The 20,107-nt window shown below is 65.6% G+C and carries 17 protein-coding genes; 11 read left to right on the top strand and 6 right to left on the bottom strand.

Annotated features, from left to right (window positions below; translation table 11 throughout):
- Positions 1-123: 123 nt before the first annotated feature.
- Genes IB259_RS25975 through IB259_RS25955 form a run of 5 tightly spaced genes read left to right on the top strand, consistent with a single transcriptional unit; the run spans position 124 to position 5,575 of the window.
- On the top strand, positions 124-1,158 hold the full coding sequence (locus tag IB259_RS25975) for a substrate-binding domain-containing protein (protein ID WP_054455120.1): 1,035 nt from the start codon (positions 124-126) through the stop codon (positions 1,156-1,158).
- The gene (locus IB259_RS25970) at positions 1,155-2,678 is read left to right on the top strand and encodes a sugar ABC transporter ATP-binding protein (protein ID WP_192330489.1); all 1,524 of its coding nucleotides are present in this window, start codon (positions 1,155-1,157) and stop codon (positions 2,676-2,678) included. The genes IB259_RS25975 and IB259_RS25970 overlap by 4 nt, the downstream gene beginning before the upstream one ends.
- 41 nt (positions 2,679-2,719) lie before the next feature.
- Positions 2,720-3,706, top strand: coding sequence for an ABC transporter permease (locus IB259_RS25965; RefSeq protein WP_192330731.1), 987 nt, complete (start codon positions 2,720-2,722; stop codon positions 3,704-3,706).
- Positions 3,703-4,683: an aldo/keto reductase gene (locus tag IB259_RS25960; RefSeq protein ID WP_192330487.1), complete on the top strand. Its 981-nt coding sequence runs from the start codon at positions 3,703-3,705 to the stop codon at positions 4,681-4,683. The genes IB259_RS25965 and IB259_RS25960 overlap by 4 nt, the downstream gene beginning before the upstream one ends.
- Before the next feature lie 13 nt (positions 4,684-4,696).
- On the top strand, positions 4,697-5,575 hold the full coding sequence (locus IB259_RS25955; protein WP_054455113.1) for a class I fructose-bisphosphate aldolase: 879 nt from the start codon (positions 4,697-4,699) through the stop codon (positions 5,573-5,575).
- Between the two features lie 15 nt (positions 5,576-5,590).
- On the opposite strand, the gene fdx is transcribed toward IB259_RS25955, so the two are convergent.
- From fdx to IB259_RS25940, 3 genes are all read right to left on the bottom strand, one after another.
- Positions 5,591-5,929 carry an ISC system 2Fe-2S type ferredoxin gene (gene fdx / locus IB259_RS25950; RefSeq protein WP_054455112.1) on the bottom strand — a complete coding sequence of 113 codons (339 nt, stop codon included), beginning with the start codon at positions 5,927-5,929 and terminating at the stop codon, positions 5,591-5,593.
- Between the two features lie 16 nt (positions 5,930-5,945).
- Positions 5,946-6,425, bottom strand: coding sequence for a Cu(I)-responsive transcriptional regulator (gene cueR / locus IB259_RS25945; protein ID WP_054455110.1), 480 nt, complete (start codon positions 6,423-6,425; stop codon positions 5,946-5,948).
- 109 nt (positions 6,426-6,534) lie between these two features.
- Positions 6,535-7,536: a 2Fe-2S iron-sulfur cluster-binding protein gene (locus tag IB259_RS25940; protein ID WP_192330485.1), complete on the bottom strand. Its 1,002-nt coding sequence runs from the start codon at positions 7,534-7,536 to the stop codon at positions 6,535-6,537.
- Positions 7,537-7,884: 348 nt separating this feature from the next.
- Between IB259_RS25940 and IB259_RS25935 the strand changes: the two genes are divergently transcribed.
- From IB259_RS25935 to IB259_RS25925, 3 genes are read left to right on the top strand one after another with little or no spacing between them, the layout of a single operon-like run.
- A complete protein-coding gene (locus IB259_RS25935; RefSeq protein WP_304503465.1) occupies positions 7,885-8,949 on the top strand; it encodes an efflux RND transporter periplasmic adaptor subunit in 1,065 nt (354 codons plus the stop codon).
- A complete protein-coding gene (locus IB259_RS25930) occupies positions 8,946-12,122 on the top strand; it encodes an efflux RND transporter permease subunit (protein WP_125471752.1) in 3,177 nt (1,058 codons plus the stop codon). The genes IB259_RS25935 and IB259_RS25930 overlap by 4 nt, the downstream gene beginning before the upstream one ends.
- A 20-nt stretch (positions 12,123-12,142) precedes the next feature.
- A complete protein-coding gene (locus IB259_RS25925) occupies positions 12,143-13,615 on the top strand; it encodes an efflux transporter outer membrane subunit (protein WP_192330482.1) in 1,473 nt (490 codons plus the stop codon).
- 111 nt (positions 13,616-13,726) lie between these two features.
- On the opposite strand, the gene IB259_RS25920 is transcribed toward IB259_RS25925, so the two are convergent.
- Entirely contained in the window at positions 13,727-14,230 is a 504-nt protein-coding gene (locus IB259_RS25920) for a ClbS/DfsB family four-helix bundle protein (RefSeq protein ID WP_175161176.1), read from the bottom strand.
- A gap of 277 nt (positions 14,231-14,507) precedes the next feature.
- Between IB259_RS25920 and IB259_RS25915 the strand changes: the two genes are divergently transcribed.
- Together IB259_RS25915 and IB259_RS25910 are read left to right on the top strand one after the other, a co-directional pair.
- Positions 14,508-16,337: a hybrid sensor histidine kinase/response regulator gene (locus IB259_RS25915; RefSeq protein ID WP_054455100.1), complete on the top strand. Its 1,830-nt coding sequence runs from the start codon at positions 14,508-14,510 to the stop codon at positions 16,335-16,337.
- Positions 16,334-16,960, top strand: coding sequence for a response regulator transcription factor (locus tag IB259_RS25910; protein WP_054455098.1), 627 nt, complete (start codon positions 16,334-16,336; stop codon positions 16,958-16,960). The genes IB259_RS25915 and IB259_RS25910 overlap by 4 nt, the downstream gene beginning before the upstream one ends.
- 147 nt (positions 16,961-17,107) lie before the next feature.
- Here IB259_RS25910 and IB259_RS25905 read toward each other — a convergent pair whose 3' ends face one another.
- Together IB259_RS25905 and IB259_RS25900 are read right to left on the bottom strand one after the other, a co-directional pair.
- Complete coding sequence (locus tag IB259_RS25905; RefSeq protein WP_054455097.1) at positions 17,108-17,866, bottom strand: S9 family peptidase; 759 nt, start codon at positions 17,864-17,866, stop codon at positions 17,108-17,110.
- The gene (locus tag IB259_RS25900; protein WP_192330480.1) at positions 17,853-18,986 is read right to left on the bottom strand and encodes a DUF3182 family protein; all 1,134 of its coding nucleotides are present in this window, start codon (positions 18,984-18,986) and stop codon (positions 17,853-17,855) included. Before IB259_RS25900 ends, IB259_RS25905 begins: the two co-directional genes overlap by 14 nt.
- Positions 18,987-19,181: 195 nt before the next feature.
- On the opposite strand from IB259_RS25900, the gene IB259_RS25895 reads away from it, so the two are divergent.
- Positions 19,182-20,105: a Ku protein gene (locus IB259_RS25895; protein ID WP_192330478.1), complete on the top strand. Its 924-nt coding sequence runs from the start codon at positions 19,182-19,184 to the stop codon at positions 20,103-20,105.
- The last annotated feature ends 2 nt before the right edge of the window (positions 20,106-20,107 follow it).

The following is a 20,107-nucleotide window of genomic DNA, read 5'->3' as shown; positions in this document are numbered from 1 at the left end:
CTAAAAAATCCGGCTGCAATATAGTTCGTCGATGTCATAACAACGATTCGACCAAAACAAGGTTGAACAACAGGCACCGAGGGCTGCAGGGTTCTTGGAACGATGCGAAAAAAGGAGCGGAACATGAGACGAGATTTCTTGAAGACCGTAGCGGCGGCGGGCGCCGGCCTGGCGAGCGTCAACGCCTTTGCGCAGAACACTCCGCAAGCCCCCGGGCTGCGCGGCAACGCCAACGACGTCTACGTGATGAACGTGATGGTGTCCGGGGTGGAGTACTGGTTCCCTGTCTACGAAATGATGAAGCAGCTGGGCCATTCGCTCGGCGTGCGCACCCGCTATTCGGGCACGCCCGAGTACGACGTCAATAAGCAACTGGCCTCGTTCGAGCAGGAACTGGCGCGCAAGCCGGCCGGCATCCTGCTGCATCCCATGAACCCCGACCCCTTCATCGAACCCATCAACCGCGCCGCGGCCATGGGCATCCCGGTGGTGACCTTTGCGGCCGACTCGCCCAATTCCAAGCGCGTGTCCTTTGTCACGTCCGACAACGACCGCGAAGGCGCGCAGGCCGCCGACGCCATCGCGGCCTCGCTCAATGGCAAGGGCGAATACGCGGTGCTGGAAAACCCCGGCCAGGACAACCATGACCGCCGCGTCGCCGCCTTCATCAACCGCATGAAGACCCAGCATCCCGGCATGAAGCTGGTGGGCCGCGCGGCCAGCAACCAGGATCCGAACAAGGCCTACCAGGCCACGCTGAGCCTGGCGCAGGCCAACCCCGGCCTGGGCGCCCTGTTCATGCCCGAAGCCAACTCGGCGCTGGGCGCGGCGCAGGCCTCCATCGAGACCAAGAAGAACATCAAGGTCCTGTGCTGCGACGTGAACGCCAAGATCCTGGACATGATCAAGTCGGGCGAGGTCTTCGGTTCCGTCAACCCGAACCAGGGCGTGCAGGGCTATATGGGCATGATGCTGCTGTTCCTGGCGCGCAACCAGCAACTGATCGACCCGATGAATGACGCCAAGCGCAACGGCACCAACCCCATGGCCGTGCCGTTCCTGGACAACGGCCTGTCCATCGTCAGCAAGGCGAACGCCGACGACTTCTATTGGGACAAGTACCTGGCGCGTCGCGGCACCAAGGGCATCAACGAATGAAGGCGCCCGCAGCGCTGCTGGAACTGCAGGGCATCAGCAAGCAGTTCGGCGCGTCCAAAGCCCTGGCCGACGTGCGCTTCACGCTGCGCCGGGGCGAAATCCATGCCTTGTGCGGCGAGAACGGCGCTGGCAAGTCGACGCTGATGAAGATCATCGACGGCATCCACCAGCCCGACAGCGGCGACATCTACCTGGAAGGCGAGCGCGTGGTCATCAACGGGCCGGCCCATGCGATGCGCCTGGGCATCGGCCTGGTGCACCAGGAAATCTCGCTATGCGGCGATGCGACCGTGGCCGAGAACATCTTCATGCCCATGATCAGCGCGGGTGCACAGGCCTGGATGGACTATGCCGGCCTGCAAGAGCGCGCTGCGGCCGTGCTGCGGCGGCTGGGCCAGGACACCGACCCGGGCCTGCGGGTGGATGCACTGGGCATATCGAGCCAGCAGCTGGTCGAGATTGCCCGCGCCTTGACGCTGGACTGCAAGGTGCTGATCCTGGACGAACCCACCGCAGCGTTGACGGAAGTGGAGTCCGTGGCGCTGTTCCGCGTCCTGCATGACCTCAAGGCCCAGGGCATCGGCATCGTCTACATCAGCCACCGCATGGCAGAGATCTTCGAGCACTGCGACCGCGTTACGGTACTGCGCGACGGCCGCGATGTGCACAGCGGCGATATTGCGGCGCTTTCTCCGGATGCGCTGGTGCGCTGCATGGTGGGGCGCGATCTGGGCAATTACTACCCACCCCGGCAGGCGGCTGGCGATGCGCCGGCCGAGACCCTGCTGGAAGTGGAGGACCTTGCCGACGGCGCCGCAGTCCACGGCATCTCGTTCACGCTGCGCCGGGGCGAAATCCTGGGCATCTCCGGCCTGATGGGCGCGGGCCGCAGCGAGCTGGCCGAAACCGTGTGCGGCCTGCGGCGCGCGCGGCGAGGCGCCGTGCGGCTGCGCGGCCAGCCCCTGCGGCTGCGCCGCTATGCCGACGCCCTGCGCCATGGCATTGCCTACCTGAGCGAAGACCGCAAGGCCGCCGGCCTGTTCCTGGACATGCCTATCGAACAGAACGTGTCTTCGATGGCGCTGCGCCGCATCAGCTCGCGCTTCGGCCTGCTCAAACGCACGGCGGAACGCAGCCTGGCCGTCGAGCTGGGCGCCCGGCTCAGGCTCAAGTCGGACGGCGTGGCGATCGACGCCAGCTGCCTGTCGGGCGGCAACCAGCAGAAGGTGGCCATCGCCAAACTGCTGGCGACCCGCCCCTCGGTGCTGCTGATGGACGAACCGACGCGCGGCGTGGACGTCGGCGCCAAATCCGAGATCCATCACCTGCTGCGCGACCTGGCCAACCAGGGCGTGGGCGTGGTGGTGATCTCGTCCGAGCTGCCGGAAATCATCGGCCTGTGCGACCGGGCCTTGGTGATACGCAATGGCAGGCTCGCCGGAGAGCTTGCGGCCAGCGAAATGACGGAAGAAAAATTGCTGCGGCTGGCCTCCGGCCTGTCCGCCGAGGAGGCGACATGACGAGCGACCTGAAAACCCAACCGGCGGCGCAAGCGGTCCTGATGCCTCCGGCCGCCGGCCTGCCGACGGGGGCCCGCCCGGGACGCCGGCTGGGCAGCTTCCGCGAAGCGGGGCTGCTGCTGATCATTGCTGCGCTGTGCGTCGTCATGAGCTTCGCGTCGCCGCATTTCCTGACCTGGGAAAACGTGCGCGCCATGCTGCTGTCGTTTTCCATCGAAGGCATCGTGGTGGTTGGCATGACCATACTGGTCATCGTCGGCGGCATCGACTTGTCGGTGGGCTCGGTGGTCTGCCTGGCCATGGTCATCACCGGCAAGCTCTTCCTGATGGGACTGGACCCATGGACCGCCAGCCTGGCCGCGATCGCCGTCTGCACGATGGTGGGCGCGCTCATCGGCGGCTGCGTCACCCGCATCGGCCTCAGCCATTTCATCGCGTCGCTGGCGTTCATGGTGATCGTGCGCGGCCTGTGCCTGGCCATCACCCAGGGCACGCCGCAATCGCTGTTCTCGCTGCCGCCGCAGTTCAAGTTCATCGGGCAGGGATCCATCGCGGGCATTCCCGCCGTCATCCTGATCTTCGCCGCCATCGTCGTCATCAGCGATTTCGCGTTGCGCCGCGCCGCCCTGTTGCGCAAGGTGTTCTACACCGGCAGCAATGAAAAGGCGGCGCTCTATGCCGGCATCCGCACCGGCCGCGTGAAGTTCTGGGTCACTGTGCTGTGCTCGACCTTGGCCGGCGTCGCAGGGGTGGTCTACACGGCCCGCTTCGGCGCTGCCACGCCCAACTTCGGCGTGGGCATGGAGCTCAACGTCATCGCGGCGGTGGTGATCGGGGGCGCCAGTCTCAAGGGCGGCTCGGGCACCGTGCTGGGCGCGGTGCTGGGCTTAGCCTTGCTGTCGGTCGTCACCAGCTCGCTCATCCTGCTGGACGTGTCGCCCTACTGGCAAGACGTCGTCAAGGGGCTGATCCTGCTGGCCGCGGTCACCGTCGACCATCTCATGAACGTCAAAAAGGTTTCACGATGAAGACAACAACACTGGGCGCGTCCGGCATTGCCTGCGAATCCGTCGGCCTGGGCACCTGGGCCATGGGCGGCTGGATGTGGGGCGGCGGGGACGATGCGGCTGCCGTTGCCGCCATCCAGGCGTCCCTGGACGCGGGCGTACGGCTCATCGATACCGCGCCTGCCTATGGCCTGGGGCACGCCGAAAGCCTGGTCGGCCAGGCGCTCAAGGGGCGCCGCCAGCAGGCCGTCATCGCCACCAAATGCGGGCTGGTCTGGCATACACGCCAAGGCGAGCATTTCTTCGACGAGGAAGGCCAGGCCGTGCACCGTCACCTGGGCCGCGCTTCCATCTTCCACGAAGTAGAGCAAAGCCTGGCGCGGCTGCAGACGGACTACATCGACCTCTACATCACGCATTGGCAGGACTCCGGCACGCCCGTCGCCGAGACCATGGACGCCCTGCTGGATCTGAAGCGGCAAGGCAAGATCCGCGCCATCGGCGTCAGCAACGTGGATCCCGGCACTTTGGCCGAATACCTGCGCCATGGCCCGGTGGACGCCATTCAGGAACGCTACAGCCTGATCGACCGCGAGATCGAAGCCACGCTGATGCCGCTATGCCGCCGCCACAACGTCGGCATCCTCGGGTATTCCTCGTTGGCGCTCGGCCTGCTGGCCGGACCCATCGATCCGGGGCGCCGCTTTACCGGCGACGACCAGCGCGCCGGCAACCCCCGTTTCAGCGTCGCCAATCGCAGCCGGCTGCAAGGCTTCTTCGCGGAACTGGAACCGCTGCGCCAGCGGCTGGACTGCTCGGCTTCGCAACTGATGATCGCCTGGACCACGCGCCCAGGCGGGGTCACCGTGGCGCTATGCGGCGCCCGCACGCTGCAGCAGGCCAGGCAGAACGCCGGCGCTGCCGCGCTGGAACTTACGCCTGAAGACATTGCCGCCATCGACCTGGCAGCCGGGCGTCATCTGCAAACACTGGATTGAACAAGGAATCCCCATGCTGCACAGAAAAGAAGCGCGCCTGAACCGCCTGCTGAACGGCGGCCGCTGCCTGGACATCGCCGTCGACCACGGCGTCTGCAATGAACCCAGCTTCCTGTCCGGACTGGAGGACATGCCGGCCGTGATGGAACAACTGGCCGCCGCGCGCCCCGACGCCATCCAGCTGAACTATGGCCAGGCCGACCTGCTCCAGCAACGGCCAGGCCGGGACAAACCCGCGCTGGTCATGCGGCTGGACATGGGCAATCCCTACAACGCCACGACCCACCGCGTCATGTGGGCCGTGCTGCAGAACGAGCAGGACCCGGTGCTGCCTGCGGTCCAGATGGACGCGGCCTGCGTGGTGGTCAACCTGTTCATGCTGCCGGACGAGCCCGACCTGTTCCGCCAGTGCGTCGCCAACATCGCGCGGGTACGCGCGGACTGCGACCGCTATGGCATGCCGCTGATGATAGAACCCTTGGTCATGGCGCCGCATTCCGCGCGCGGCGGCTATATGGTCGATGGCGACGCGGAGAAGATCGTCACGCTGGTCAGGCTGGCGCGCGAAATGGGCGCCGACATCGTCAAGGCCGACCCCACGACCGCCACGCGCGATTTCCACCGCGTGGTGCAGGCGGCGCGCTGCCCGGTGCTGGTGCGCGGCGGCGGCCGGGAGGACCTGCGGCAGGTCTTCGAGCGGTCGCGCGAGTTGCTCGATGAAGGGGCGGTGGGGCTGGTGTATGGCCGCAATGTCTACCAACACGCCGATCCGTCATCGGTGGTGCGGGCGCTGATGGCCATGATCCATGACGACGCCAGCGCCGGACAGGCGTGGGACATCTACGAGGCAGGCGGCCGACAGGATGCAAGGCTCATCGGCCGAAGTTCCTGACACCTCAGCCAGATCCTAATGCTCTTCCTTCGCATGGTTGATCGTGTACTTGGGAATGGCGACGGTAAGGTCCTCTTCCGCGACGATCGCCTGGCAGCTCAGGCGGGATTGGGCTTCCAGCCCCCAGGCGCGGTCGAGCAGGTCGTCCTCGGACTCGTTCGCTTCGTTCAAGGATTCGAAACCCTTGCGCACGATGCAGTGGCAGGTGGTGCAGGCGGCGCTCATGTCGCATGCATGTTCTATTTCAATGCCGTTGGCCAGCAGGGCCTCGCAAATTGTGGTGCCAGCCCGCACCTCCAGCTCGGCGCCTTCGGGCGCCAGCTCGGCATGCGGGAGTACGGTGATTTTTGGCATATCGGATTCCAGGCGCTCAGCAAGCTGATGCGGGTTTAGCCGGCGATTCCTTGCGAGCGCTCCGCAGCACGGCGCCGCCGCGCGCGGCGGGCTCCTGTTCTTTTTCGTCCGGCTGCTCAAGGGTGTGCAGGATGGGGCAATTCGGCCGATCGTCGCCCGCGCAACAGCGGATCAGCGCCTCGAGCGTGTCGGCCATCTGCCGCATGCTTTCGATGCGCCGGTCCAGTTCAGCCAGGTGTTCCTGGGCTACGTGCTTGACGTCCGCGCTCTGGCGCGACTGGTCGTGCCAGAGGCTCAGCAGATCCTTGGTCTCGGCGACTGAAAAGCCCAGGTTGCGGGCACGGCGGATGAAGTGCAGCCGGTGAACATCGATCCGGCTGTAGGCGCGGTAGCCGGACGAGTTCCGCTGCGCCACGGGTATCAGGCCGATCTGCTCGTAATAGCGGATCATTTTTGCCGATACCTTGGAGGTCTTGGACGCTTCGCCGATGTTCATGGGAGTCTCCTCGCTCAAAGGAATGGGTAGAGGCATGAGAGAAGACTAGAGCTTTCCAACATGGGAAGGTCAAGCATGCCGCCGGCCGGGGAGGGGCCGGTCCGGCTGGTTACTGTGGCGTAAAAAAAACATCGGCGTGCATGTCCTGGACGTTCAGTCCGCGCTCGAACGCCAGAGCCATCGCCGCTTCCACCATCGCCGGCGGGCCGGCGACATAGGCTTTCCAGCTTTTCAAGTCCGCGAGGTCTGCGCCGGCGGCTTGCGTGACGAAGCCGGTCCGGTATGGCGTGGCATGCGCCTCGGACAACACGGGCACAAAGCTCAGGTTGGCGTGGCGGCGTGCCAACGCCTCGAAATGCTGGACGAAGTAAAGATCCCGTTCCGTGCGCGCGCCGAAGTAGACATGAATCGGCTGGCTCATGCCGTGCGCGAGCGCGGTTTCGACAATTGAGTTGATGGGGGCCAATCCCGAACCTCCCGCGATGCAGAGCATCGGCCCGGAATGTCCATCGCGCAGATGCGAGGAGCCGAGCGGCGCGCGCAGCGCCACGCGTTCACCAGGTTGCAGCGTGGCGTGGACATAGCCCGACGCGACCCCGCCCGGAACACGGCGGATGTGGAATTCCAGTTCGCGATCGCCTGGCCTGTTGGCCATCGAGTAGCTGCGCGCCGGCGACGGCCCGAACCTGATGTCGGCATACTGCCCGGCGGCGAACGGCAAGGTATTCGTTGCTTCAGGTCGGATCCTTACGCGCATGATGTCGTGCGTCAGTTCGTCCATGGCAACTACGGTCCCTCCCACATTCTGGATTGGCGCCGCGGCTGCTTCGTCGTTGCCCAGCCATGCCACCGCCACATCGCTCTTCGGAACCGCGCGGCACGCCAGGATGAAGCCGCAGCGCGTTTCTTCTTCCGTCAACGCGTAGCGCGAGTGCGGCAGCATTTCCACTGCGCCTTCGATCAGGCGCGATTTGCAGCTGCCGCAGCGGCCCGATCGGCAGCCGTGCGGATAGGCAACGCCATTCTGCAGTGCTGCTTCGAGTATGGTCTGGCCGTCCGGAACCGGCAGCCTGGCTCGCGCCTGCCGGATGTCCACCGTTCTACTGCTCATTGGGTTGCTCCAGATACTTCGGGTTGGTATGGAACGGCATCGAGATGCCCTTTGCCGTTCAGACGGCGGTCCCAATCTATTGCTTCCAACAGTTGCAAGGTCAATAGCCCGCCGCATCCGCCAGCGCATGCTTGACCTTCCTGTCGTTGGAATCCCTAGCCTTGCCGAATTTCTGCAGAGTGCTTCGGAAGGGCCGAAGCCCTGCCGTACAGAAGGGGCATGTCGATGCGTCGAAAATTCAGAATCGTTGTCGTGGCTGGAGCCATCGCGGCGGCCGGAACCATTGCGTGGGCGGCCGGTGATGCGTCCGGAGATGAAAGCAAGCCGCCGCCTTCCGCGGGCGCGCCGATGGCGCCTCAGGTTCCGGTTGCCGAAGTGATCCAGCGTGTCATCGCGCCATCGACCGACTTCACCGGATATCTGGCGGCTCTAGAATCCGTCGAATTACGCTCGCGGGTCAGCGGCGCGGTAGATGCCGTCAGCGTTCCCGAGGGCAGCCTGGTGCGCAAAGGACAGCAGCTGTTCCAGATCGATCCGCGGCCATTCCAGGTGGCGCTCGACACGGCCGCGGCGCAGTTGCGCCAGGCCGAGGCGCTGGCCAGCCAGGCCCAGGCTGACTTCGATCGTGCCCAGCGGCTGGTGGCGACCGGCGCGGTGTCGCGCAAGACCTATGACGACGCCGTGTCCGCGCGCAACGCCCGCCAGGCGGAGATCCTGGTGGCCAAGGCAGCCGTGGCGGCGGCGCGGCTTGATCTGTCCTACGCGCGCATCACGGCCCCGATATCAGGTCGCGTCGACCGGATCATGGTGACCGAAGGCAATCTGGTCAACGGCGGGGCGGCGGGCGCGGCCAACCTGCTGACCACGATCGTTTCGATCGACCCGGTGCACGTGTACTTCGACATAGACGAAGCGACCTACCTCAACGCCGTGAGGCTGGCCCGGCCAGACTCCCAGGGCGGAAAGGCGTCGCTGCCGGTCGCCGTGGCGCTCGCGACGGACCAGGGCTTTCCCCACAAGGGCACGCTGGATTTCGTGGGCAACCAGATCGACCGCGGCACAGGCACCATCCGCGCCCGCGCCGTTGTGCCGAATCCCGATGGCCTGTTGGCCCCGGGGCTGTTCGCGCGTGCCAGGCTGACGACCGGCGCCGAGCGCGCAGCCATTCTGGTCGATGATCTGGCGGTGGGCACGGACCAGGGGAAAAACTACGTCCTGGTCGTGGGTGCCGACAATCAGGCCCAGTACCGCGCGGTGCAGCTGGGCCAGATGGTGGATGGGCTGCGCATGATCAGTTCCGGCTTGCAGGCTGGTGAGAGGATCATCATCAAGGGGCTGGTACGCCCCGGCATGAGCGTCACGCCGCGTATGGTGCCCATGCAGCAGGTAGCCGCTGCGGAGGCCCGCCCATGAAGTTCCCTCATTTCTTCATTGCGCGGCCAATCTTCGCCATCGTCTTGTCGTTGCTGATGCTGTTGGCGGGCGGCATCGCGTTCTGGCAGTTGCCGCTGAGCGAGTATCCCGCCGTCACCCCGCCCACGGTACAGGTGACGGCAAGCTATCCCGGCGCCAATCCGGAAGTGATCGCCGATACCGTGGCGGCCCCGCTGGAACAGGTGATCAACGGCGTGGAAGGCATGCTGTACATGAGTTCCCAGATGGCCGTCGACGGCCAGATGGTGCTCACCATTGCCTTCAAGCAGGGAACGGACCCGGACATGGCGCAGATCCAGGTGCAGAACCGGGTCTCGCGCGCCTTGCCGCGCTTGCCGCAGGAAGTGCAGCGCATCGGGGTGGTCACGCAAAAGACCTCACCCGACGTGTTGATGGTGGTGCACCTGGTTTCGCCGGAAAAACGCTACGACTCGCTCTATCTATCGAACTTCGCCATCCGGCAGGTGCGCGACGAACTTGCGCGCCTGCCCGGCGTGGGCGACGTGCTGGTCTGGGGCGCTGGCGAGTACTCGATGCGCGTCTGGCTAGACCCCACCAGCGTCGCCGCGCGCGGCCTGACCGCCAGCGACGTGGTTGCGGCCCTGCGGGAGCAGAACGTGCAGGTCGCCGCGGGGTCGGTGGGCCAGCAGCCGGATACCACGGCGGCCTACCAGGTGACGGTCAACACGCTGGGGCGTCTGACCAGCGCGGAGCAGTTCGGCGACATCGTGGTGAAGACGGGCGCGGATGGCCAGGTTACCCGGCTGCGCGACGTTGCCCGCGTTTCGCTGGGGGCGGATGCCTACACCTTGCGCAGCCTGATCGATGGCGAATCGGCGCCCGCTCTGCAGATCATCCAGAGTCCCGGCGCCAACGCCATCGACGTCTCCAATGCGGTGCGCGGCAAGATGCAGGAGCTGCAGCAGAGCTTCCCGCAGGATGTGGAATACCGGATCGCCTACGACCCCACCGTGTTCGTGCGCGCCTCGCTGCAATCGGTGGCGGTCACGCTGCTGGAGGCCATCCTTCTCGTCGTCATCGTGGTGGTGCTGTTCCTGCAGACCTGGCGCGCGTCCATCATTCCCCTGGTGGCCGTGCCCGTGTCGCTGGTGGGGACCTTTGCGCTGATGCACATGTTCGGCTTTTCGCTCAACACGCTGTCGCTGTTCGGCCTGGTCCTGTCGATCGGCATCGTGGTGGACGACGCCATCGTGGTGGTTGAAAACGTGGAGCGGCACATGGCCCTGGGCGAATCCCCAAGGCAGGCCGCGATCAAGGCCATGGACGAGGTGACGGGGCCGATTATTGCGATCACCTCGGTGCTGGCGGCAGTCTTCATTCCGTCGGCCTTCCTGTCCGGGCTGCAGGGCGAGTTCTATCGCCAGTTCGCGCTGACCATCGCGATTTCGACCATACTCTCCGCCATCAACTCGCTCACCCTGTCGCCCGCGCTTGCGGCCATCCTGCTCAAGCCGCATCACGACGCGGCCAAGGCCGACTGGCTTACGCGCATCATGGGCCGGGCGCTGGGCGGCTTCTTCCGGCGCTTCAATGTCTTCTTCGACAGCGCCTCGAATGCCTACGTCGGAACGGTGCGCCGGGCGGTGCGCGGCAGTGCCATCGTGCTGCTGCTGTACGCCGGCTTCGTCGGCCTGACCTGGCTGGGCTTTCACCAGGTGCCGAACGGATTCGTGCCGGCCCAGGACAAGTACTTCCTGGTGGGCATCGCACAGTTGCCCAGCGGCGCTTCGCTCGACAGGACGGAGGCGGCGGTGAAGCAGATGTCCGAGATCGCGCTGGCCGAACCGGGCGTGGAGAGCGTGGTTGCCTTCCCCGGGCTTTCGGTCAACGGTCCGGTGAACGTGCCGAACTCGGCGCTGATGTTCGCCATGCTCAAACCCTTCGATGAACGCCAGGATCCTTCGCTGTCCGCCAACGCCATCGCCGGAAAGCTGATGGGCAAGTTCAGTCAGATTCCGGACGGGTTCCTCGGTATCTTCCCGCCGCCTCCCGTGCCGGGCCTGGGGGCCATGGGCGGCTTCAAGCTGCAGATAGAGGACCGCGCCGGATTGGGGTTCGAGGCGCTGGCGCAGGCGCAGGGTCAGATCATGGCGAAGGCCATGCAGGCTCCCGAGCTGGCGAACATGCTGGCCAGCTTTCAGACCAACGCGCCGCAGTTGCAGGTGGACATCGACCGCGTCAAGGCCAAGTCCCTGGGGGTATCGCTGACGGACGTGTTCGAGACTCTGCAAATCAATCTGGGATCGCTCTACGTCAATGACTTCAACCGCTTCGGGCGCACCTACCGGGTCATGGCGCAGGCCGACGCGCCGTTCCGCATGCAGGCCGACGACATCGGGATGCTCAAGGTGCGCAACGACAGTGGCGAAATGATTCCCCTGAGCGCCTTTGTGACGCTGACGCGCGGGTCCGGGCCTGACAGGGTCATCCGCTACAACGGCTTTCCGTCGGCGGATATCAGCGGCGGTCCCGCGCCGGGATATTCCTCGGGGCAGGCCACGGACGCGATAGAACGCATCGTCCGCGAGACCTTGCCCGAAGGCATGGTCTACGAGTGGACGGACCTCGTCTACCAGGAGAAGCAGGCTGGGAATTCGGCGTTGTACATCTTCCCATTGGCGGTGCTGTTGGCCTTCCTCATTCTTGCTGCCCAGTACAACAGCTGGTCGCTGCCGTTCGCCGTGCTGCTCATCGCGCCCATGGCATTGCTTTCGGCGATAGGCGGGGTCTGGCTGTCCAACGGCGATAACAACATCTTCACGCAGATCGGCTTTGTGGTGCTGGTGGGCTTGGCCGCCAAGAATGCCATCCTGATCGTGGAATTCGCCCGCACCAAGGAGGACGAAGGCGCCGATCCGCTGGCGGCAGTGCTGGAGGCTGCCCGGTTGCGCCTGCGCCCCATCCTGATGACCTCGTTCGCTTTCATCGCCGGCGTGGTGCCGTTGGTGCTGGCCACAGGCGCCGGGGCGGAGATGCGCCATGCCATGGGTATCGCAGTGTTTGCGGGAATGGTTGGCGTGACCCTGTTCGGCCTGTTGCTCACGCCCGTGTTTTACGTCGTGGTGCGCAAATTGGCGCTGCGACGGGAAGCCCGCCGGGCCGCGACCCGCTCGGCCAAGCAACACGCATGATGGCCAGGAGGAATAACGACATGAAGCATCTTTACACCCGCTCCCGGCGCTGCCTGAAGCTCGCGCCGCTGACGCTTGCGGCCGCGTTGGCCGGCTGCTCCCTGGCGCCGAAGTACGAACGCCCCGCTGCGCCAGTCGACGCGACCTATTCTTCGGATGCCGAGGATGCGCGGCACAAGCCCGATGCGATGGCCGCGGCCGACATAGGATGGCGCGAATTTTTCCGGGATCCGCTCTTGCAGCAATTGATAGAAATCTCGCTGCACAACAATCGGGACATGCGCCGCGCCGCGCTCAACGTCGAAGCGGCGCAGGCGCTGTACCGAATCCAGCGCGCCGCGATGCTGCCGAACCTGAGCGTCTCGGCCAGTGGCGCATCCGAGCGCATTCCGGGCGACCTTGGCGCCACGCAGGACGGCCAGGTCTCGAAGCGCTATGACGTGGCCGGCGTGACGACCGCCTGGGAACTGGACCTTTGGGGCCGTATCCGCAGCCTCAGCGATCAGGCCCTGGCCACATATCTGGCACTGGAGGAGAACCGGATCGCCACGCAGCTGAGCCTGGTTGCCGAAGTGGCCAATGCCTACCTCACGCTGCGCGCCGACCAGGAACTGTTGCGGCTGACGGAAGACACGCTGGCTACGCAAAAGCGTTCGTATGATCTGACGGCCGATCTGGCTGCGGCCGGCAACTCGACGCAGCTCGACCTGCGTCTGGCCGAGATTGCGTTGCGTAATGCGGAGGCCAACCGGTCCGCCTACACGCGACAAGTAGCCAGGGACCGCAACGCGCTGGTGCTGCTCCTGGGACAGCCGCTGACGCCCGAGTTGTCCAGCCAGCTGGACGCGGCAACGACGCTGCCAGACGGTATCGTTCCATCGGATTTACCGACCGGACTACCCTCCGAGTTGTTGGTCCGACGGCCCGACATACGCGCGGCGGAGCAGATGCTGCGCGGCGCCAATGCCAATATCGGCGCGGCGCGCGCCGCTTTCCTGCCGGCGATCAGCTTGACGGGCTCGGCGGGAACCGCCAGCGCCTCTCTGGACGGCTTGTTCGACTCCGGGTCGCGGGCCTGGGCATTCCTGCCGCACATCACGCTGCCCATTTTTCGGGGAGGCGCCTTGTTGGCCAACCTGGACGTGGCGCATGTAAAGAAGCGGGTGGAAATCGCCAACTACGAGCAGGCCATTCAGGTGGCATTCCGCGAGGTGGCCGATGGCTTGGCGGGCAAGCGCACGCTTGACGACCAGATCCGTTCGGAGCAGTTGGCGGTGACGGCAAGCCGCAGCGCTTATGAGCTGGCGGAACTGCGGTTTCAGGAGGGCGTGGACGACTATCTCACCTTGCTTGAGGCCTATCGCTCGCTATACGGCGCGCAACAGATCCTGGTGCGCACGCGCCTGACGCGCTTGAACAACCTGATCGACCTCTACAAGGCGTTGGGTGGAGGTTGGTCCGAGCATTCGGCGCGCATGCCCGCCGGGGCATAGGGTCCGCCAAATGTCGCCAGGCCCTGGAGGACATAGCCAGTCCCCGGGCTTGGGCCGCCGCGTCAAAGCGGCGGCCCAAGCCTTGTCCGCGGCGACCGGGCAGCGATGCTGCTACACGGCCTGCTTCCAGGCGCGCAATTTCGACAGCCCATTGGCATAAGCCATGCAAGTCAGAATCTGGAGTTGGCCGCCCAAGGTTCCAGTTCCTGCGCCCGAGGGCGCGAAGAGGGCGGCGTCCGTATGCCGCGCTACGCTGCTGACCACGCGTTCCTGCCCCAGACGGGTCAGTTCATGCAGCCTGTGCAGGCTGCTGCCGTTGAAGTCGCGTCGGAAGCCGTGGGTCAGGCGGCAGAATCTGTCCAGCATCGCTTCCCTGCTGTAGAAGGGGGAGCCGGCATCTCCTGCCCCTGCGGCGGCGAACTGCAGGATCATCGTGTTCCAAAGAATGAGGTCGACCAACACGGTGGCGGCATCGATAGGCATGCGATAAGCATGTCCCACCTCGGCCGTCCTTCGGTAGAGGCTTGCGCGTATGGTGGCCGCCTCGACGCGGAATTGCCTGTGCCGGTCGCGGAGGTTACACAGCAGCTCTTGCCTGGATGCGGGTAGTTTCATCGGATCTTTCCACCAAGTCGTCGCGGATCGGGCCGTCGGATTGAGTCTGACGGGTTGCGCGCCTCGGGCGTGGTGCCGGCCGCAGGAAAGCGGGCAGGGAGCGCATACGCCCGGGGCCAAGGCGGAAATCCTGGGGTTTTCCACCGTTGGAATGTCAATGCCGAACGAAAATCGCGCAGCGCCTGCGGAAATCCGCACGATGGGTCTAAAATCCGCACACGTTTCGATCCGCCCCTGCGCAAGCGGCAGGTCCCTCGCACGTAACATCCCCACGCCATTGCAGCCAACCATCGGTCAGACTTCCGCTTCCACGCCGCCAAGTTCGTCCTATGCCGCCCGCATCCATCAGGTGCAGGTCGACGCATTGCGCCGAAGCTTTCCGTTCGCCCTGGCCGGGTCGCTGATCAGCGCCTGTTTTTCCGCATTCGCCTTGGTCGGCGTGCTGCCCCACCACGAGATCCTGCTGTGGCTGGGCGCCACGTTGGCCGTGGGCGTGCTGCGCTGGGCCGCCGTGGTGGCGTACGACCGCCATCGCGCCGACCCGTCAGCGGCGCAGCGCTGGGTGCGCCGCATGCTGGCCGGGAATCTGTGCTCCGGCATTCTGTGGGGGCTACCCCTGGCCTACTGGACGTTTTTCGTCCCGCTGGAGTACCAGCTGTTCTTCATCGTCATCCTGTTCGGACTGGGTACGGGCGCCATCTATTCGAACTACATGATGCTGCCGGTGATGTACGCGTTCGAAGTGCCGGCTTTCGCGCCGATGTTCATCGCGCTGGCGGCGCAGCCTTCAGCCATCCATCTGGCGCTGGTGACGGGCGGCCTGGCATATCTGGTCGCGACCCTGGCGTTCATCCATCGCATGAACCGCACCCACCTGGACGCGTTGCGGCTGGGTTATGAAAACCTGGCGCTGCTGGAACAGGTGCGCCAGGAGAAGATAGCGGCCGAACGCAGCGATCTGGAGAAGTCCCGCTTTCTTGCTGCGGCCAGCCACGACCTGCGCCAGCCCGTGCATGCGGTGAACTTGTTCCTGGGCCTGCTGGCGAACGAACCCCTGTCCCGGCACGGGCGCTATCTGGTCGACAACATCACCAGCGCGCTGTCGGCGATGGGCCATCTGTTCGACGCGCTGTTGAATCTGTCGCGGCTGGATGCCGGCGTCATCGAACCTCGTTTCGAGACGTTCAGGATGCAGCCGCTGCTGGACCAGCTCAAGGCCGAATACGCGCCGCAGGCCAGCGAGAAGGGGATACGGCTGCGGGTGCGCGCGTGCGCGGCCAGCGTGCGTTCGGATCCCGTGCTGCTGGAGCGCATGCTGCGCAATCTGATCAGCAATGCCATCGTGCACTCCGACGGCGGCCGCGTCCTGGTGGGCTGCCGCAGGCGCGGAAGCCGATTGCGCATCGAGGTCTGGGACAACGGCCCAGGGATTCCCAAGGCCGAGCAGGAGCGCGTCTTCTGGGAGTTCCATCAACTGGCCAATCCCGAGCGCGACCGCAGCAAGGGCCTGGGCTTGGGCCTGGCCATCGTGCGCCGCACCGCCAGGCTGCTGGCCCACGAACTGGCGCTGCGCTCGGAAGAAGGCCGCAGCACGGTGTTCGCGGTCACGGCGCCGCTGTCGGATCCGGCCGCGGCAGGCCTTTCGATCACGGATGCCAATGTGGGACTGCCCCGGGCGCCTGCAAGTGAAGACAGCCTGCGCGGCAAGCTGGCGCTGCTGGTGGACGACGACGCGCAGAACCTGGCGGGCCTGTCGATGCTGTTCGAAAGCTGGGGCTGCCGCGTCATCGCCGCGACCAGCGGCAATGCACTGTTCGAGCGCGTGCTGCCGCTGGCTGAAACGCCGGCCCTGATCGTCACGGATTACCGGCTGCGCGAACACGAGACCGGCATTCACGTAATCGAAAGGCTGCGCGAGGAATACAACGATCCCGATCTGCCTGCCTTGCTGGTCAGCGGCGATACCGATCCGGCGCGCCTGACCGAGGCCGCCGCGCGCGGCGTGCCGCTCTTGCACAAGCCTGTGCAAGTCCAGGCTTTGCGCGAGCACGTGACGGGCCTGCTGCATGCCAGGGAAGCAGCACCCCTTCCCGGAGATGCCGAATGACGGCAGTGTTATTGGTCGACGACCACGCCATGTTCCGCGAAGCGCTGGTGATGGCGCTGGGCCAGGGCGTGGCCGGCCTGGAGATCCATCCCGCGGCCAGCGGCCAGGAAGCGCTAGAGATACTGGATCGGCATACGGCGATCCAGCACGTCATCATGGATTTCTACCTGCCCGACATGGCTGGCGCCGACTTGCTCAAACGCTTGCGTCAGCGCCGGTCGAAGTTGCGCATCCTGGTGCTGTCGGCCTCGCAAGATCCCGAGGACATGCGCCGGGCGCTGGAGGCCGGCGCGCAGGGCTTCCTGAACAAGTCCGCCAGCTGCCAGGAGCTGGCCGCCGCGCTGGAAGCGGTCAACGAGGCGGCGCCGCCGCAGCGCCGCGCGCTGTCCGCAGGCGACCAGGACGAAGCAGCCTTGCTGCGCGCGCTGACGCCTCGCCAGGTCGAGGTGCTATGCCTGATGTGCGACGGACTGCGCAACAAGGAAATCTCGGAACGGCTGAACATGACCGAAAAGACCGTCAAGACGCATGTGTCGGCCATTCTGGGCACCCTAGGCGTGCTCAATCGTACGCAGGCGACGCTAGTGGCGCGGCGCGGCGGCGTGTTCGGGAAGCCGGCATAGGCGGCAGCCCGCTGTCGCTGGCCACCTTGCCGGCTACCAGCGAGATCTCGCGCCCGGCCGTCGCAATCGTGTCGGGGCGATGCGCCACGATCACCCGCGCGGTGCGTACGCATCGGTCTTTGGCCGGCAGGGAGATTGCGCTTGCGCTCAGAAGCTCGCCCGGCCCTCGCCCATGCGCGCGCCCGTCACCATCTCTGTCACCCAGTTGACCAGGATCGAGGTATACGCGCGTTGCGCCGGCTTTTCCGTCAGCGCGTGATCGGCGCCGTCGATGATGCGGTGGGTCAATGAGTGCGAACGGCGGAAGGCCGATCGGTAGCTCATGATGGTGGAGTGCGGGATATAGATGTCGTGCTCCGCTTCCACCAGCAGCACGTCGCCGGAGAATTCCGTGCAAGCCTTCAGCGCGCGGTTTTCTTCCGGCGGCACGTAGGCGCTGCGGTAGGCGCGCAGCGTGTCGCGGTTGAGCTGGTTCTTGGGCACCAGCCATTCGTCGTCGCGATACAAGGCGGGGACATGCAACGCAAGCCAGCGCACCCGGCGCAGCGTGCAGAGCAGGGCGGCCAGATAGCCGCCGTAGCTGCTGCCCACTACGGCGATGGAACCGGAGTCCAGCGCGGGGTGGAGCGACAGCCTGTCGTAGGCCGCCACCACGTCGCGCAGATTGTCCTCGCGGGTCACCTGTAGTTGCTGGGCCCGGGTGCCCGCATGACCGCGCAGGTCGAAGGTCAGGCAGACACAGCCCAGCGCGGCGATCCCCTTGGCCCGGGACAGGTCAAATTCCTGGCTGCCGCCCCAGCCGTGGATAAACAGCACGCCAGGGACCTTGTCCTGCGGAGTGAGAAAGGTCGCCTCGAGCGACACGTCGTCGACTTCCAGAGCGGTAGGGGTGCTATGCGCCGCCATCTTGCGCCTCCAGGATGCCTCCCGATTTGCTGATCTGGCCGATGGCGCTGTCGACCCCGTGGAACACCAGCCGTTGCGCGATTGGCACGGGTTCGCCGGCGCCGTAGCGTTCGCGGGTCTCGGCGCGCACTTCCATCAGCGCCGGTGACAGCGCGAAGGCCTGCATGGCGGCCAGTTCGGCCAGACTGGCGCCGCCAGCGCGCCAGGATTGCTCCAGCACGCCGGCGCGCGCGCCGCCGTCCGCCGCGCGCCCGATCGCCACGTCGTAGTTGCGCCGCGATGCGATCAATTGCGGATAGGCGGCCCAGGCCGCCGTGTCATAACGGCACGCCAGCTCGATGGCGCGTCGCTCATCCGCGCGAAGATCCAGCGCGCGCAGGGCGTCAAAACCGCCGCGCGCCACGCGCAGCTCGGACCCGCCGTACACCTGGCAGCCCTGATTGTCGTCGGTCAGCGATTGGGTGCCCACGTAGGCGATCTCCATCTGGCCCACTTTCGACCAGCCCACGCTATACGTTTCGATTTCTTCCAGGTCTTCTTCCAGCACCAGACCCAGGCGCTGCATCAAGCGCGGGGATTGCTCGGCCAGGGCAGCCTGCAGCGCATCCAGGCTCCTGACCACGACCTGTCCGCGACCCGCCGTGGCGTCCGCGGGCTTCACGCGTACCGTGCCGCGTGCGAGCAAGCGTCGTCCTGCGGCTAGGGCGTCTTCGGGGCAAAAGGCGGTATAGCCTTCCAGCACGGCGTCGCCCAGCATGTCCGCCAGTGCCATGGACCAGCTGGCAGGGCGGGAGGCCTGCGGCCCCACTAGTCCGTGGCTGATGGATTTGGTGGCCACGAACGCATGCGGCGCCACGCCGCCGTAAAGGTCTGTCTCGCTGACGATGCCCAGCACGGCGGCGCGCCTGGCGCCTATGATGGTGCGATCGGGCACATAATAGGGAACCACCCCGCCGCCGTGGCGGCTGGGTCGGTAATCGGGCACGTAGCGTCTGCCCAGCAACGCGGCCAGTCGGGCGGCTTGGGCATCGAGTGATGCCACCTCGTGTTCGGAGGCCCGCGCGCGCCGGGGAAAAGCCGCCACGATGCCTTCCGAGCGGGAATCGGGTAGGGATGTCATGGCAGGCAACTCAGCAAGCGGCGTGCCTGTGCAGGAATCGCGGTCCGGGGAGCCGGCGGCGGCGCAGTCAGGCGCGGGCCGGGCGTCGGGCATGGAAGTTGCTGCTCTGCGTTTTCCGCCGTGGCGATGGCTGCCGTTGTTGTCGCATCCGAAGCCGCGGCGAGAGCGCGTGCACATCACCTAGGAGAAATTCTCATGGCCACGCGAACCATCTGGAAGGGCGCGATCACCTTCGGCCTGGTCCACATCCCCGTGGGCTTGCATACCGCCACGACGGAATCGGGCGTGGATTTCGATTGGCTGGACCGCCGGTCGATGGACCCCGTCGGCTACAAGCGCATCAACAAGCGCACGGGCAAGGAGATCGAATCCAAGGACATCGTCAAAGGGGTCGAATACGAGGATGGCCAGTACGTCATCATCTCCCCCGAGGAGATCGCGGAGGCCTATCCGCGCACGACGCAAACCATCGAAATCCAGCAATTTGTCGAATCGGCCGAAGTCTCGTTCGTCTACCTGGAGCGGCCGTATTACATCGCCCCGATCAACAAGGGGCAGAAGGTGTACGCGCTGCTGCGCGACACGCTGGTGAAAAGCGGCAAGATAGGCATCGCCAAGGTCGTGATCCAGACCAAGCAGCATCTGGCGGCATTGATTCCCATGGGAGACGCGCTGGTCCTGAATCTGATGCGTTGGGGCGACGAGGTGAAGTCCGTGGAGGGACTGGATCTGCCCAAGGCAGGCGCCAAGAGCATGTCGCCCAGCGCGTCCGAATTGAAGATGGCCAAGATGCTGGTGGACGAAATGTCGGCAGAGTGGGATCCGGCCGAATACCAGGACGAATTCAAGGCGGCCATCATGGGGCTGGTGGAACAGAAGGCCCAGGCGGGCAAGACCGAAACCGTGATCGCGCCGCAGGAGGAAGCGCCTGCGTATGCGGATAACGTGATCGATCTGACGGACCTGTTGCAGCGCAGCTTGCGCGGCGGCGCGTCCAAGGGGCGCGCCAAGGCCGAGGCCAAGCCCGCCAAGAAAGCCGCGTCGCGTAGTTCCGCTGTGAAAAAGGCGCCCGCGAAGAAGGCCGCCAAGAGCGCCAGGCAGGCGAAAAAGGCGGCCTGAAA

The organism is Achromobacter sp. ACM04 (assembly GCF_014851465.1).
Lineage (GTDB): Bacteria > Pseudomonadota > Gammaproteobacteria > Burkholderiales > Burkholderiaceae_B > Achromobacter > Achromobacter aegrifaciens.
This window is presented reverse-complemented; position numbering and strand designations above follow the sequence as displayed.